The organism is Streptomyces argenteolus (genome assembly GCF_042902585.1).
Lineage (GTDB): Bacteria > Actinomycetota > Actinomycetes > Streptomycetales > Streptomycetaceae > Streptomyces > Streptomyces argenteolus.
This window is the reverse complement of record NZ_JBIBEG010000008.1, coordinates 303,291-318,117: the sequence shown is the minus strand read 5'-3', so window position 1 is coordinate 318,117 and position 14,827 is coordinate 303,291. Positions and strand designations below refer to the sequence as shown.

13 protein-coding genes are annotated in these 14,827 nt (G+C 70.8%); 4 read left to right on the top strand and 9 right to left on the bottom strand.

The annotated features are described in order from the left end of the window. Nucleotides 1–161 precede the first annotated feature (161 nt). On the bottom strand, nt 162–1,319 hold the full coding sequence (locus ACFY8O_RS26935; RefSeq protein ID WP_145809368.1) for an acyl-CoA dehydrogenase: 1,158 nt from the start codon (nt 1,317–1,319) through the stop codon (nt 162–164). A 240-nt stretch (nt 1,320–1,559) separates the two neighbouring features. Here ACFY8O_RS26935 and ACFY8O_RS26930 point away from each other — a divergent pair, with 240 nt between their 5' ends. Beyond that, nucleotides 1,560–2,903, top strand: a complete 1,344-nt coding sequence (locus ACFY8O_RS26930; protein WP_387906596.1) for a UDP-glucose dehydrogenase family protein — start codon at nt 1,560–1,562, stop codon at nt 2,901–2,903. A 325-nt stretch (nt 2,904–3,228) separates the two neighbouring features. Here ACFY8O_RS26930 and ACFY8O_RS26925 read toward each other — a convergent pair whose 3' ends face one another. From ACFY8O_RS26925 to ACFY8O_RS26915, 3 genes are read right to left on the bottom strand one after another with little or no spacing between them, the layout of a single operon-like run. Next, the gene (locus ACFY8O_RS26925; RefSeq protein WP_387906593.1) at nt 3,229–4,425 is read right to left on the bottom strand and encodes a dipeptidase; all 1,197 of its coding nucleotides are present in this window, start codon (nt 4,423–4,425) and stop codon (nt 3,229–3,231) included. Between the two features lie 7 nt (nt 4,426–4,432). Continuing rightward, the gene (gene purE / locus ACFY8O_RS26920; RefSeq protein WP_145808937.1) at nt 4,433–4,969 is read right to left on the bottom strand and encodes a 5-(carboxyamino)imidazole ribonucleotide mutase; all 537 of its coding nucleotides are present in this window, start codon (nt 4,967–4,969) and stop codon (nt 4,433–4,435) included. Continuing rightward, nucleotides 4,966–6,117, bottom strand: coding sequence for a 5-(carboxyamino)imidazole ribonucleotide synthase (locus ACFY8O_RS26915; protein WP_387906590.1), 1,152 nt, complete (start codon nt 6,115–6,117; stop codon nt 4,966–4,968). The genes purE and ACFY8O_RS26915 overlap by 4 nt, the downstream gene beginning before the upstream one ends. Nucleotides 6,118–6,291: 174 nt before the next feature. Here ACFY8O_RS26915 and ACFY8O_RS26910 point away from each other — a divergent pair, with 174 nt between their 5' ends. Continuing rightward, nucleotides 6,292–6,810, top strand: coding sequence for a GtrA family protein (locus ACFY8O_RS26910; protein WP_145808940.1), 519 nt, complete (start codon nt 6,292–6,294; stop codon nt 6,808–6,810). An 84-nt stretch (nt 6,811–6,894) separates the two neighbouring features. Here the strand turns inward: ACFY8O_RS26910 and ACFY8O_RS26905 are convergent, their stop codons facing one another. Both ACFY8O_RS26905 and ACFY8O_RS26900 read right to left on the bottom strand, forming a co-directional pair. Next, nucleotides 6,895–8,160 (bottom strand): ATP-binding protein, encoded by a 1,266-nt coding sequence (locus tag ACFY8O_RS26905; RefSeq protein WP_387906588.1) that lies wholly within the window; start codon nt 8,158–8,160, stop codon nt 6,895–6,897. A 15-nt stretch (nt 8,161–8,175) separates the two neighbouring features. After that, on the bottom strand, nt 8,176–8,853 hold the full coding sequence (locus tag ACFY8O_RS26900; protein ID WP_099177243.1) for a response regulator transcription factor: 678 nt from the start codon (nt 8,851–8,853) through the stop codon (nt 8,176–8,178). A 487-nt stretch (nt 8,854–9,340) separates the two neighbouring features. On the opposite strand from ACFY8O_RS26900, the gene ACFY8O_RS26895 reads away from it, so the two are divergent. Then, nucleotides 9,341–10,831, top strand: coding sequence for an oligopeptide:H+ symporter (locus ACFY8O_RS26895; RefSeq protein ID WP_387906585.1), 1,491 nt, complete (start codon nt 9,341–9,343; stop codon nt 10,829–10,831). Between the two features lie 106 nt (nt 10,832–10,937). Here ACFY8O_RS26895 and ACFY8O_RS26890 read toward each other — a convergent pair whose 3' ends face one another. After that, complete coding sequence (locus tag ACFY8O_RS26890) at nt 10,938–11,429, bottom strand: ATP-binding protein (RefSeq protein WP_387906583.1); 492 nt, start codon at nt 11,427–11,429, stop codon at nt 10,938–10,940. A 205-nt stretch (nt 11,430–11,634) separates the two neighbouring features. Continuing rightward, nucleotides 11,635–12,003 carry an STAS domain-containing protein gene (locus ACFY8O_RS26885; RefSeq protein WP_387906580.1) on the bottom strand — a complete coding sequence of 123 codons (369 nt, stop codon included), beginning with the start codon at nt 12,001–12,003 and terminating at the stop codon, nt 11,635–11,637. A gap of 290 nt (nt 12,004–12,293) precedes the next feature. Between ACFY8O_RS26885 and ACFY8O_RS26880 the strand changes: the two genes are divergently transcribed. Then, nucleotides 12,294–13,283, top strand: coding sequence for an RNA polymerase sigma factor SigF (locus ACFY8O_RS26880; RefSeq protein ID WP_387906578.1), 990 nt, complete (start codon nt 12,294–12,296; stop codon nt 13,281–13,283). A 275-nt stretch (nt 13,284–13,558) separates the two neighbouring features. Here ACFY8O_RS26880 and hutI read toward each other — a convergent pair whose 3' ends face one another. Beyond that, nucleotides 13,559–14,746 carry an imidazolonepropionase gene (gene hutI / locus ACFY8O_RS26875; protein ID WP_387906575.1) on the bottom strand — a complete coding sequence of 396 codons (1,188 nt, stop codon included), beginning with the start codon at nt 14,744–14,746 and terminating at the stop codon, nt 13,559–13,561. Nucleotides 14,747–14,827 lie beyond the last annotated feature (81 nt).

Here is a 14,827-nt window from a genome sequence, read left to right as displayed (position 1 = left end):
CCGTTGCCCCGCACGCCATCCACGGACGGCCCCGGCCGGGGCCCCACGGCCGCCGGAGGCGCGGCGCCTGCCTGCCGGGCGGGCGCGACGAAGAGGGCCCCCGCGGGGCAGGGGCCCTCTTCGTCCGGCGTGCGCGGAGGTCGTCCGGCGTGCGCGGAGGACTACGGCAGGTTGCGCGCCATGACGATGCGCTGGACCTGGTTCGTGCCCTCGTAGATCTGAGTGATCTTGGCGTCGCGCATCATGCGCTCGACCGGGTAGTCACGGGTGTAGCCGTAGCCGCCGAGCAGCTGGACCGCGTCCGTGGTGACCTCCATCGCGACGTCGGAGGCGAAGCACTTCGCCGCGGCGCCGAAGAAGGTCAGGTCGCCGTCGAGGCGCTCGGACCTGGCCGCCGCCGCGTAGGTGAGCTGGCGGGCCGCCTCCAGCTTCATGGCCATGTCGGCGAGCATGAACTGGACGCCCTGGAAGTCGCCGATCGGCTTGCCGAACTGCTTGCGCTCCTGGACGTACCCCTTGGCGTAGTCCAGGGCGCCCTGGGCGATGCCGAGGGCCTGGGCCGCGATCGTGATGCGGGTGTGGTCCAGGGTCTTCATCGCCGTGGCGAAGCCCGTGCCCTCCTCACCGATCATGCGGTCGGCGGGGATGCGGACGTTGTCGAAGTAGATCTCGCGCGTGGGGGAGCCCTTGATGCCGAGCTTCTTCTCCGGGGCGCCGAAGGAGACGCCCTCGTCGGACTTCTCGACGACGAACGCCGAGATGCCCTTGGAGCGCTTCTCCGGGTCGGTCACGGCCATGACCGTGTAGTACTCGGACACACCCGCGTTGGTGATCCAGCGCTTCACGCCGTTGAGGACCCAGAAGTCACCGTCGCGGACGGCCTTGGTCTTCATGCCCGCCGCGTCCGAGCCGGCGTCCGGCTCGGAGAGGGCGTACGAGAACATCGCGTCACCCTTGGCGAGCGGGCCCAGGTACTTCTTCTTGAGGGCCTCGGAACCGGAGAGGATCACCGGCAGCGAGCCCAGCTTGTTGACGGCCGGGATCAGAGAGGAGGAGGCGCAGACGCGGGCCACCTCCTCGATCACGATCACGGTGGCGAGCGCGTCGGCGCCCGCGCCGCCGTACTCCTCCGGGACGTGGACCGCGTGCAGGTCCGAGGCGACCAGGGCGTCGAGCGCCTCCTGCGGGAAGCGCGCCTCCTCGTCGACCGCGGCGGCGAACGGGGCGATCTTCGCCTCGGCGAGCGAACGGATCGTCTCGCGGAGCATGTCGTGCTCCTCGGCCGGACGGTACAGGTCGAAATCGGTCGAACCCGCCAAGACGTTCACTCCCCAAGGATGCTAACTACCGTTAAGTAACCCAATTTTAGTGGGCCGGGCTCAGGAAGGCATACGGGCGGGGCACGTGACCTTGCCGACAGCGGGCGGACCACAGCCGCACGGGCCGCGGAAAGGCTGGTGGGCGGCCCCTGGGACGGGTGCGGGACGGCCGGAAATCCGGAGTCCGGGTGCCCGGATATGCTCGGCTCCGCACGTCGTCCGCCTCGTTCAGGAGCACCTATGGCCCTCAAGATCACCGTGATCGGCACCGGCTACCTCGGCGCCACCCATGCAGCGGCCATGGCGGAGCTGGGCTTCGAGGTCCTCGGGCTGGACATCGTGCCCGAGAAGGTCGAGATGCTCTCGGCGGGCCGGGTGCCCATGTACGAGCCGGGGCTCGAGGAGCTCCTGCGCAAGCACGTCGCCGGCATCGAGGGGTCCACGGGGCGCCTGCGGTTCACCACCTCCTGGGAGGAGGTCGGCGCCTTCGGCGATGTGCACTTCGTCTGCGTGAACACCCCCCAGAAGCACGGCGAGTACGCCTGCGACATGAGCTACGTGGACAGCGCCTTCGAGTCGCTGGCCCCGCAGCTGACGCGCCCCACGCTGGTGGTCGGCAAGTCCACCGTGCCGGTGGGCTCGGCCGCGCGCCTCGCGGACCGGCTGGCGGAGCTGGCCCCGGTGGGCGCGGACGCGGAGCTGGCCTGGAACCCTGAGTTCCTGCGCGAGGGTTTCGCGGTGAACGACACCCTGCACCCCGACCGGCTCGTGGCCGGCGTGCGCAGCGAGCGCGCCGAGAAGCTGCTGCGCGAGGTGTACGCGGGCCCGATCGGCGAGGGGTCGCCGTTCGTGGTGACGGACTTCCCGACGGCCGAGCTGGTGAAGACCTCGGCCAACTCCTTCCTCGCCACCAAGATCTCGTTCATCAACGCCATGGCGGAGGTATGCGAGGCGGCCGACGGTGACGTGGTGAAGCTGGCGGAGGCGCTGGGCCACGACGAGCGGATCGGCAAGAAGTTCCTGCGCGCCGGTGTCGGCTTCGGCGGCGGGTGCCTGCCGAAGGACATCAGGGCGTTCATGGCGCGGGCCGGCGAGCTGGGCGCGGACCAGGCGCTGACCTTCCTGCGCGAGGTCGACTCGATCAACATGCGGCGGCGCGGTCACATGGTGGAGCTGGCCCGCGAGGCCGTCGGCGGCGCCTCCTTCCTGGGCAAGCGCGTGGCGGTGCTGGGCGCCACGTTCAAGCCGGACTCGGACGACGTACGCGACTCACCGGCCCTGAACGTGGCCGGGCAGATACACCTCCAGGGCGGCCAGGTCACCGTCTTCGACCCGAAGGGCATGGACAACGCCCGCCGCCTCTTCCCGACCCTCGGCTACGCGGACACTGCGCTGGACGCCGTGCGCGGGGCGGACGTGGTGCTGCACCTGACGGAATGGCGTGAGTTCCGCGAGCTGGACGTGGTCGCGCTCGGCGAGGTCGTGGGCGAGCGGATCATCCTGGACGGGCGCAACGCCCTGGACCCGCTGGTGTGGCGTGAAGCCGGGTGGACCTACCGCGCGATGGGCCGCCCGAAGGCCTGACGCCGGAGGGAGGGGGTGGACCGGCCCCGGCCCACCCCCTCCCTCGTTCAGCGCGACCCGGCCGGTGCGCGCACCGGCCGCGATCCGCTCGGCGAGCGCGTCGTTCACGGCGGGGAAACGGCAGCGGCCGGGACCCTGAGCGTGCCTTCGGCGAAGGGCACGGCATCCCGTCCCCGGTGAAGCGCGGCTCTCCTGGCCACGGTCGGCGCCACGGACCTCGGTTCGAAGGTGCTGTCGCCCGACGCGTCGGGCACCACGATGCGTGGACGCGCGACGGCGACAGGGCGGGCGCCGTCGGCGCCCGCCCTGTCCTCCCGCCCGTTTCTCAGCCCAGCGGGCCGTCCAGCTCCTCGATCGTCGCGTGGGACGGGCCGACGCGCGCGCTCAGGTCGCGGGCCACGGCTTCCGCCTCGCGCAGGACCCGGACCGCGTTCTGCCACGTCAGCTTGGCCACGTCGGCATCCGACCAGCCTCGTGTCAGGAGCTCGGCGATCAGGTACGGGTATCCGGAGACGTCCTCCAGCTCCAGCGGGAGGAACGCCGTGCCGTCGTAGTCACCGCCGATACCGATGTGATCGATCCCGGCGATCTCGCGCATGTGGTCGAGGTGGTCGGCGATCGTGGCCACGGTGGCCATCGGGCGCGGGTTGAGCGCCTCGAAGTCCGCGTGGATCCGCATGGCGGCCGGAGTGGTGTCCAGGTGGTGCAGCCCGTGCTCCCGCATGTTGCGGTCCGCGGCGAGCGTCCACTCGACGGCGGCCGGCAGGACGAACTTGGGCACGAACGTCGCCATGGCGACGCCCCCGTTGGCCGCGAGCATCCGCAGCACGTCGTCGGGGATGTTGCGCGGGTGGTCGCAGACCGCCCGGGCGGAGGAGTGCGAGAAGATCACCGGCGCCACGGAGGTGGCGAGCGCGTCGCGCATCGTGGTGGCCGCCACGTGGGAGAGGTCGACCAGCATGCCGATGCGGTTCATCTCGCGCACGACCTCACGGCCGAACTCCGAGAGGCCACCGACGCGGGGGGAGTCGGTCGCCGAGTCCGCCCAGTCGGTGTTGTCGTTGTGGGTGAGCGTCATGTAGCGGACGCCGAGGGTGTGCAGGGCGCGCAGGGTGCCCAGCGAGTTGTTGATGGAGTGGCCGCCCTCGGCCCCCATCAGGGAGGCGATACGGCCCTCGGCGCGGGCCTTCTCCATGTCGTCCGCCGTCAGCGCGCGCCGCAGGTCCTCGGGATAGCGGGCCAGCATCTCCGCGACGACGTCGATCTGCTCCAGCGTGGCGCTCACCGCGTCGTCACCGGCCAGATGCGGCGCGACGTAGACCGACCAGAACTGCGCGCCCACGCCGCCGGCCCGCAGACGCGGGATGTCGGTGTGCAGGGAACCGCTCTGGTCCCGGGCGATGTCACGCGCGTCCAGGTCGTAACCGACCTGCTCGCGCAGGGCCCAGGGGAGGTCGTTGTGACCGTCGACGACGGGGTGGCCGGAGAGGAGCAGCCGGGCGCGGTCCAGGTTGTCGCTCACCGGGGGCCTACTTCCCGAAGCCGAAGGAGTCCGCGCCCTGGGTCTTGGCGCGCAGCCGCTTGCCCTTCTCCGTGGCCTGGTCGTTGAGCTCCTGCTGGAAGTCCTTCATCCGCTCCAGCAGCGCGCTGTCGTGGGCGGCGAGGATGCGGGCGGCGAGCAGACCCGCGTTACGGGCGCCGCCGACCGAGACGGTGGCGACGGGCACCCCGGCCGGCATCTGGACGATGGACAGCAGGCTGTCCATGCCGTCGAGGTACTTCAGCGGAACCGGTACGCCGATCACGGGCAGCGGGGTGACCGAGGCCAGCATCCCCGGGAGGTGTGCGGCTCCCCCCGCGCCCGCGATGACGGCCTTGAGACCGCGGTCCGCGGCCCCCTCGCCGTACGCGATCATCTCGCGGGGCATGCGGTGCGCGGAGACGACGTCGACCTCGTAGGGGATCTCGAACTCGTCGAGGGCCTTGGCCGCCGCTTCCATCACGGGCCAGTCGGAGTCCGAGCCCATCACGATGCCGACGACGGGGGCGGAACCTTGTGCGGTCATTCGGTGATCGTTCCTCGCAGGTAGTCGGCCGCGTGCCGGGCGCGCTCCCGCACGTCCGCCAGATCGTCGCCGTAGGTGTTGACGTGACCGACCTTGCGGCCGGGCTTCACGTCCTTGCCGTACATGTGGATCTTGAGCTGCGGGTCGCGGGCCATGCAGTGCAGATACGCCTGGTACATGTCCGGGTAGTCACCGCCGAGGACGTTGCACATGACCGTCCAGGGGGCACGGGGGCGCGGGTCGCCGAGCGGGAGGTCCAGGACGGCCCGCACGTGGTTGGCGAACTGGGAGGTGACCGCGCCGTCCTGGGTCCAGTGCCCGGAGTTGTGCGGGCGCATCGCCAGCTCGTTCACGAGGATGCCGGGCCGCCCGTCGGGGCCGCGCGTCTCGAAGAGCTCGACCGCGAGGTGACCCACCACGCCCAGCTCGTCGGCTATCCGCAGGGCGAGCTGCTGGGCCTCGCCGGCGAGGCGCTCGTCCAGGTCGGGTGCCGGGGCGATGACGGTGTCGCAGACCCCGCCGACCTGGATGGACTCGACGACCGGGTAGGCCACCGCCTGGCCGTGCGGCGACCGGACGATGTTGGCCGCCAGCTCCCGCGTGAAGTCGACCTTCTCCTCGGCGAGGACGGCGACACCGGCCCGGAAAGGCTCGGCGGCGTCCTCCTCGGAGCGGACCACCCACACGCCCTTGCCGTCATAGCCTCCGCGGACCGTCTTGAGGATGACGGGGAAGCCGCCCACCTCCTCGGCGAAGGCCGCGGCGTCCGCCGGGTCAGCGACGATGCGGTGGCGGGGGCAGGGCGCGCCGATCTCCATGAGCTTGGCGCGCATCACCCCCTTGTCCTGGGCGTGCACGAGAGCATCGGGGCCGGGGCGCACGGGAATGCCGTCCGCCTCCAGAGCCCGCAGGTGCTCGGTCGGCACGTGCTCGTGGTCGAAGGTGATCACGTCGCAGCCGCGCGCGAAGGCGCGCAGCGTCTCCAGGTCGCGGTAGTCGCCGACGACGACCTCACCGACCACCTGGGCGGCCGAGTCCTGGGGAGTGTCACTGAGGAGCTTGAATTTCAGGCCGAGGGGGATGCCCGCCTCGTGGGTCATACGGGCGAGCTGACCGCCACCGACCATGCCGACTACAGGGAACGTCACCAGTCCAGGGTATCGGGCGGCCGGGAGCTCCCCTCACCCTCTCCGGCCGGGCCGGCCGCCCCGGAGCGCGGGCGCCCTCGTCATACGGGCCCGCCGGCTCACAGGCATCACACGGGAGGGCTGGTTAGCATGGCCGGGTTGACGAAACCGACCGGACGGGGCTGAGCGATCACCATGAGCGAACGGGGCGCACTGCGGACCCGGCTTGATCTGCTGGCCCGGGAGGTCGCCAAGTTCGGCGCGGTCGGCGCACTCGGGCTGGTCGTCAACATCGTCGTCTCCAACCTGATCTGGCGGACCACGGATATTCCGGTGGTGCGGGCCGGGCTGATGGGGACGGTCGTCGCCATCCTCTTCAACTACGTGGGCTTCCGCTACTGGACCTACCGGGACCGCGACAAGACCGGCCGGACCCGGGAGCTGATGCTGTTCCTGCTGTTCAGCGCCGTCGGAGCGGTGATCGAGACGGGTGTCCTCTATCTGGCGACGTACGGCTTCGGATGGGACAGCCCGGTCCAGAGCAACATCTTCAAGGTCCTCGGCATCGGGATCGCCACCCTGTTCCGCTTCTGGTCCTACCGCACCTGGGTGTTCCGGGCGCTCCCCGCCAAGGAGGCCGTGCTCGACGCGGAACGATTTCTGGAGCAGCGGCGGCCCGCCGACGAGGTGACTCCCGGCCCCGTGCCCCACTGACGTCCACGCCCTCCGGCCTCCTCGCCCCACGGGCGTACGGCGTCGGCGCGGGCCTGCCGGGCCCGGTGGCCGGGCTCACGGCGCTCAGCGCACCGGGCGGGCGGAGTCCTTGCGGCTCGGGGCGACCCGGCTGAGGAAGAGGGCGAAGACCGGGGGCTGCTGCTGGAGCAGTTCGAGCCGGCCCCCGTCGGCCTCGGCGAGGTCGCGGGCCACGGCGAGGCCGATGCCGGTGGAGTTGCGGCCGCTGATGGTCCGCTCGAAGATCCGCGCCCCCAGGTCGGCGGGGACACCGGGACCCTCGTCCGTGACCTCGACGACCACCTGGTTGCCGGTCACGCGGGTGCGCAGGGCCACCGTGCCGCCGCCGTGCATCAGTGAGTTCTCGATCAGCGCGGCGAGCACCTGCGCGACGGCGCCCGGGGTGCCGACGGCCTCCAGCCCGTGCTTGCCCGAACAGACGACGGCACGGCCCGCGCTGCGGTAGGCCGGACGCCACTCCTCGATCTGCTGCTTGACGACCTCGTCGAGGTCGAAGACGACGGCGGACCCGGTGCGCGGGTCACGGGAGTTCGTCAGCAGCCGCTGCACCACGTCCGTGAGCCGCTCGACCTGGGTGAGCGCGATGTTGGCCTCCTCCTTCACCGTGTCCGGGTCGTCGGTGACGGAGATCTCCTCGATCCGCATGGAGAGCGCGGTCAGCGGCGTACGGAGCTGGTGCGAGGCGTCCGCGGCGAGGCGCCGTTCCGCGGTCAGCATCCGGGCGATGCGCTCGGCGGAGGAGTCCAGGACGTCGGCGACCCGGTCCAGCTCGGCCACCCCGTACCGCTTGTGCCGGGGCCGCGGGTCGCCCGAGCCGAGGCGCTCGGCCGTCTCGGCGAGGTCGGTGAGCGGGGAGGTCAGCCGGTTGGCCTGGCGTACGGCGAGGAGGACGGCGGAGACGATGGCGAGCAGTGCCACGGCTCCGATGATGAGCAGGGTCCTGCCGACCTCGCGGGTCACCGCGGAGCGGGACTCCTCGACGGTGACCTTCTCGCCCTGCTCGCCCGTCTCGGTGCTGCGGACGACGCTGTCCGTGGGGCGGTCACCGACCTCGATGGGCGGTCGCCCGGGGATCTCGACCCGGGCGTAGCGGCTGGGGTCGACCTGCTCGGCCAGGACCTGCGGAGTGATCCGCTCGGCGCCGAGCAGCCGGCTCTCGACGACGCTGATCAGCCGGAATGCCTCGGAGTCCACGCTCTCCTGGGCGCTGTTGCTGATGGTGCGGGTCTCGACGATGACGAGGGACACGCCGAAGACGGCGATCACGACGAGCACCACGGCGAGCGTGGAGTTGATCAGTCGACGGCGCATGACTGTCTCTGTACGTCAGCTCTTCTCGAACCGGAAGCCGACGCCCCGGACGGTGGCGATGTAGCGCGGATTGGCCGCGTCGTCGCCGAGCTTCTTGCGGAGCCAGGAGATGTGCATGTCTAGGGTCTTGGTGGAGGACCACCAGGTGGTGTCCCAGACCTCGCGCATCAGCTGGTCACGGGTGACGACTCGGCCGGCGTCCCTGACCAGCACCCGCAGCAGGTCGAACTCCTTGGCGGTGAGCTGGAGTTCCTCGTCGCCCATCCAGGCGCGGTGGGACTCGACGTCGATCCTGACCCCGTGGGTGGCGGGCTGGGGAGCGGGCTCCGTGGCACCGCGGCGCAGCAGGGCGCGGACCCGGGCGAGGAGCTCGGCGAGGCGGAAGGGCTTCGTGACGTAGTCGTCGGCCCCCGCGTCCAGGCCGACCACCGTGTCGACCTCGTCGGCCCGGGCGGTCAGCACCAGGATCGGCACGGCGTGGCCGTCCGCCCGGAGCCGCCTGGCGACCTCCAGGCCGTCCATCCCGGGCAGTCCCAGGTCCAGCACGACGAGGTCGATGCCGCCCTGGAGCCCGGCGTCGAGCGCGGTCGGGCCGTCCTCGCGGACCTCGACCTCGTAACCCTCCCGACGCAGGGCGCGGGCCAGTGGCTCCGAGATGGATGCGTCGTCCTCGGCGAGCAGTACACGGGTCATGCAGTGATGGTAGTCCGCGCTGGGCCGCCTGAGTGAGGCGCTCGACAGACCCTGCGGCTCAGGGCCACGAATCGGTCATCCACCTTTGAATATGCGACCGTGGTTCCACTGCAACCTGTGATCCATGTCTCAAGTCCTTCCATATCGGCGTGTGTCGTGTCGTATGGTTGCTCGACGCCTGTTGCACCACCGAAGGACCTTTGGGCAGCGTTTCGCGCCAAGGGTCGCTTTTGTGTACGGGCCGGTTTCCACCGGCCCCGACCAGTGAATGACCTGTGGGCCGGGCCCGGAGCGCGAGGACGCGCGACGGGCGTGGATCCCGGAGCGGTCCGTCCCGCGATGACGCCCCCGAGACTCCGTACGGAGCGGTGGCCGGATCGAATCCCCTCGAGGCGTCGGGGGTGGGACGTCCACGCACCGGTGCCGGCTACCCCCCACCGGGCGCGCACGCCACGAGGCGACGCGTCCCGACCAGCAAGGATCGACCATGGCGTCCAGCCTGACGAAGGACTCGGCCAGTTCCACCGGCACCGAGAAGACCTTCTTCGGCCACCCCCGCGGCCTGGCCACACTCTTCATGACGGAGATGTGGGAGCGCTTCAGCTACTACGGCATGCGCGCCCTTCTCCCGCTCTACCTGATCGCTCCCAACGGGCTTCACATGAACCCCGCCACGGCCACGGCGATCTACTCCGTCTACCTGTCGCTGGTGTACCTGCTCGCCATGCCCGGCGGCTGGTTCGGCGACCGCGTCTGGGGACCCCGCAAGACCGTCGCCATCGCCGGCGGCGTCATCATGCTCGGCCACCTGACGCTGGCCCTGCCCACCGAGGGCACCTTCTTCGCCGGACTCGGCCTGGTCGCCATCGGTTCGGGCCTGCTGAAGTCGAACATCTCCACGATGGTCGGCCACCTCTACGACGGCCCGGACGACCCGCGCCGTGACGGTGGCTTCACGATCTTCTACATGGGCATCAACATGGGTGCCTTCGCCGCCCCGCTGATCATCGGCACCGTCGGCGAGAACGTGAACTGGCACCTGGGCTTCGCCCTGGCCGCGCTCGGCATGGGCCTCGGTGTCGCCCAGTTCCTGCTCGGCACCCGTCACCTGAACGAGCGCAGCCTCGTCGTGCCGAAGCCGCTCTCCGCCGACGAGCGCTCGTCCACGCTGCGCAAGTCGATGATCTGGCTGGGCGTCGCCGCCGTCTTCTACATCGGCACGGTCGTCACCGGCGTCTACACGCTGAACTGGCTGCTGGTCCCGATCACCATCGCCGGCCTGGTCATCCCGGTCATGGTCCTGGTGCGCATCAAGCGCGACAAGGAGCTGAGCCAGACCGAGCAGAAGAAGATGTCCGGCTACATCTGGTTCTTCGTGGCCGCCGCCATCTTCTGGATGATCTACGACCAGGGCGGTTCGACCCTGGCGATCTTCGCGGACTCCTCCGCGGAGAACTCGGTCCTCGGCTGGGACTTCCCCGTCTCCTGGTACCAGTCGGTCAACCCGGTCCTGATCATGGCGCTGGCCCCGGTCTTCGCCGCCTTCTGGATGGCGCTGAACCGGCGGGGCAAGGAGCCGAGCACGGTCGTGAAGTTCAGCTCCGGTCTGGTGCTGGTCGGCGCGTCGTTCTTCCTCTTCCTGGCGCCGCTGACGATCGCGGGTGACGGCCACAAGGCCGCCGCGATGTGGCTGGTCGCGATCTACTTCGTGCAGACCGTCGGCGAGCTGACGCTGTCCCCGGTCGGCCTCTCGGTCACCACGAAGATGGCCCCGGCCAAGTACGCCAGCCAGATGATGGGTGTCTGGTTCCTGGCCGTGACCGCCGGTGACTGCACCACGGGCCTCCTCTCCCTCGCGGGGGTCGAGCTCAACGGCACCGGGGTGGTGGCCCTCCAGGCGGCCCTCGCGGTCGTCGCCGGTGCCGCGATCTTCATGTACCGCGGCAAGGTCAAGGAGCTCATGGGCGACGTCCGCTGACCCGGACACCGCCCGCACGACTCAGGGCCCGCACCGATCGGTGCGGGCCCTGAGTCGTGTCGTACGAGGTCGTCGTGGCGTACGGGTGGGAGGTGGCGGCCGGGAGCTACGCGGGCGCCGCGAGCTCCGCCCAGACGGTCTTGCCCGGCTGCTCGGGGGTGCGCGTCACGCCCCAGTCCAGGCAGAGCCGCTGCACGATGAACATGCCGTGCCCTCCGGGCCGCCCCGCGCGGTGCGGGGTGCGAGGCGCGGGCTGCCCCGCGCCGCCGTCGGCGACCTCGACGCGAAGCATCTTCGGGGAGTAGGCGATGCGCAGCTCCTCCGGACCGCCCGCGTGCAGGCAGGCGTTCGTGACGAGCTCGGAGACCACCAGAAGAACGTCCTCGGCGGCGGCCCGCCGGTCGGCGCCGGAGGCCGGAAGCCAGCCCCAGTCGTGGAGCGCCTGCCGGGCGAAGTCGCGGGCCATGGGCACGATGCCGGTGGCCTCTCTCAACGAGAGCGTGCGCCACTGCCGGTCAGTGGGCGCGACAGAGGCGGTGCCCGTGCCGTCGGGCTCGCGGCCGAGGCCGCCCGGCGGATGTTGCCGGGTGGTGCTCATCAGCGCTTCACCTCACCGATTCACCGTGTGTTGCCATCGAACAGATACTGATCAGATACAGAGAGTGTGGGGCTTCACGACCCCGACGAGGTCTCTCCTGCCCGGCTGAATGGTGACAACACCCACTTCGCCTACGCCGTGAGCGTGACGCCTGCGACAGGGGAGGTACCCCGCTGCGGTGGAGAGGCATGGAGGACGCCGCCCGTCAGCTGCTGAGCGCCTCTTCGAGCGAGGAGTGGACGGTGAAGACCGCCTCCGCCCCCGTGATCTCGAAGACGCGAGCCACCACGGGCTGCATTCCGGCCAAGTGAACTCCTCCACCGGCGGCCTCCGCCTTCAGGCGCGCGCCGAGCAGCACGTTGAGCCCGGTGGAGTCGCAGAACTCGAGGCGTGAGCAGTCGACCACGAGACGCGTGCGTCCCTGATCGAGTGCGCTCTCCAGAGGCTCGCGCAGCAGATCGGCGGTGTGGTGATCGAGCTCACCCACCGGCGTCACGACCTCGCTGCCGCCTTCTGTCCGGACGTCGACCTGTAGCCGTCCCCGGTTCGCACTGCCGACCGTCCCGCGGTCCATGCCGCCCCTCTTCGCCGTCCATCACTGTCCGCGGCATCGTATGCCCGCGGTTGTCATCGTGGCTGCCCGCGACGTGCCTGAAACATTACGCGTTTCCCTCGCCACACGGTAGTCGAAGAACTCAACAAACCGGACATACAGGCGTATTTGGCACTTGTGACTGCCGGTCGGAACCGGGTAAGGGTAGAGGGACATCACCACAGGACCCGATCGGCTTCGGAGGCGCCGCTTCACCGCAGGAAGACGTATGGGCATCGGCAGCCATATGCCGAGAACGATGGAGGAGAACCATGTCACCCCGGCTCGACGTACCGCGTACCCACATCGCGACGTCGGCATGTCCTCAGGGACCGACCGATTCCGACTCCGCTGTCGCGAGCGCCGTTCCCGGCCAGCGCACCAGCACCCGCACCACCCGCACCACCGCTCCGGCCCCGGAGGACGACTTCTCGGGCGAGGAGTTCGAGGGGCTCGACGGTCTCCCCGAGATCCCCCACTACGCCGAAGTGGGCGCGCTGGACGCCAGAGCCCTCTCGAAGACGCTCTTCGCGCGGCTCGAGACCCTCGAGGAGGGCACCCACGAGCACGCGTACGTCCGCAACACGCTCGTCGAACTCAACCTGGCTCTGGTCAAGTTCGCCGCCGCCCGGTTCCGCTCGCGCAGCGAGCCCATGGAGGACATCGTCCAGGTCGGCACCATCGGCCTGATCAAGGCGATCGACCGCTTCGAGCTCAGCCGCGGGGTGGAGTTCCCCACCTTCGCGATGCCCACCATCATCGGCGAGATCAAGCGCTTCTTCCGCGACACCAGCTGGTCGGTGCGCGTGCCTCGCCGGCTCCAGGAGCTCCGGCTCGACCTCGCCAAGGCGGGCGACGAGCTGGCCCAGAAGCTGGACCGCGCCCCCACGGTCGCGGAGCTCGCCGAGCGGCTCGGCCTCAGCAGGGACGAGGTCGTCGAGGGCATGGCCGCGAGCAACGCGTACACCGCGAGCTCGCTGGACGCCAAGCACGACGACCACGACGACGGCGCCGACGGGGCCCTCGCCGACCGCATCGGTTACGAGGACCACAGCCTGGAGGGCATCGAGTACGTCGAGTCCCTGAAGCCGCTCATCGCCTCGCTGCCCTCGCGTGACCGGACGATTCTCTCCCTGCGCTTCGTCGCCAACATGACGCAGTCGGAGATCGGCGAGGAGCTCGGCATCTCGCAGATGCACGTGTCCCGGCTGCTCTCCCGGACGCTGGTCAAGCTCCGCAAGGGGCTGACCGTCGAGGAGTGATCCCGCGTCCCGGCACCCCGGGAACGCCCCCGCGGAAGGACCTGCCCCGGCTGACGGGCAGGTCCTTCCGCATGGTTGACGACGTGTCACGGCCCACACGGGACATGGGACATGGGTTCTCGGGGGAACGGCATGACTCCTGGGCGGAACGGTCCCGCGGCCCGTGCCGCGGAGGCGACGACGAGGGCCGGGCTCGGCCGGGGGCACGCGCGCGTGCGGCCACCCCCTCCGCTTCCCGTGCGCGACCGGAGAGGACCGGTCCGCTTCCCCTCGTGTCACACGACCCGCTGTCCGCTCCGCCACACCGCCCTGACCAGCGGGACTCCCGGCCGGTAGGCGAGGTGGACGTGGCTGGGGGCGTCGAGAAGCACGAGGTCGGCGCGCGCGCCCGGGGTGATCCGGCCGATGTCGGTGCGGCGCAGCGCGGCGGCGCCCCCGGCGGTGGCGGACCAGACCGCCTCGTCGGGGGTCATGCCCATGTCCCGTACGGCGAGGGCGACGCAGAACGGCATGGATGAGGTGAAGGAGGACCCCGGGTTGCAGTCCGTCGACAGCGCCACGGTCGCGCCCGCGCGCAGGATCCGGCGGGCGTCGGGCCACTGCGCACGGGTGGAGAACTCGGCGCCGGGGAGCAGGGTGGCGACCGTGTGCCCCTGGCCGAGGGCGTCGAGGTCCGCGTCGTCGAGGTGGGTGCAGTGGTCGGCGGAGGCCGCGCCGAGCTCGACGGCGAGCTGGACACCGGGACCGTGGCCGAGCTGGTTGGCGTGGACGCGGGGGTGCAGACCGGCGGCCAGGCCCGCGGTGAGGACGGTGCGCGCCTGGTCCTCGTCGAAGGCGCCCCGCTCGCAGAAGACGTCGATCCAGCGGGCGTGGGGTGCGCAGGCGGCGAGCATCGGGCCGGTGACCAGGTCCACGTAGGCGGCGGGGTCGTCCGCGTGGTCGGGGGACACGATGTGGGCGCCGAGGAAGGTGACCTCGTCGGTGTGCCGGGCGGCGACGCGCAGGGACCGCGCCTCGTCCTCGACGGTGAGCCCGTAGCCGGACTTGGTCTCCAGGGTGGTGGTGCCCTGCTGGAGTGCCTCGGCGACGTAGCGGGCGACGTTGGCCGACAGTTCCTCGTCGGAGGCGGAGCGGGTGGCGGAGACGGTGGTGCGGATGCCTCCGGCGGAGTAGGGGTGGCCGGACATGCGGGCGTTGAACTCGGCGGTCCGGTCGCCCGCGAACACCAGGTGGGAGTGGGAGTCCACGAAGCCGGGGATCACGGCCCGGCCGCCCGCGTCGACGGCGTTGTCGGTGGCGGGTGCTTTGCTGGATTCACCGGTCCACACGATGCGGTCGCCGTCGATGACGACGGCCGCGTCCCGGATCAGGCCCAGGGGGGTCCCGTCGCCGAGGGAGGGGTTGTTGGTGACCAGGTTCGCGATGTGGGTGATGGCGGTCGTCGGGCTCGTCGGGCTCGTCATCAGGGCACGGCTTTCGTCGGGTTCGCCGCCCGGCTGCGCTGCCGGGGGCGGGGGCGTTCTTACGGCACCGGTGAGGACCGG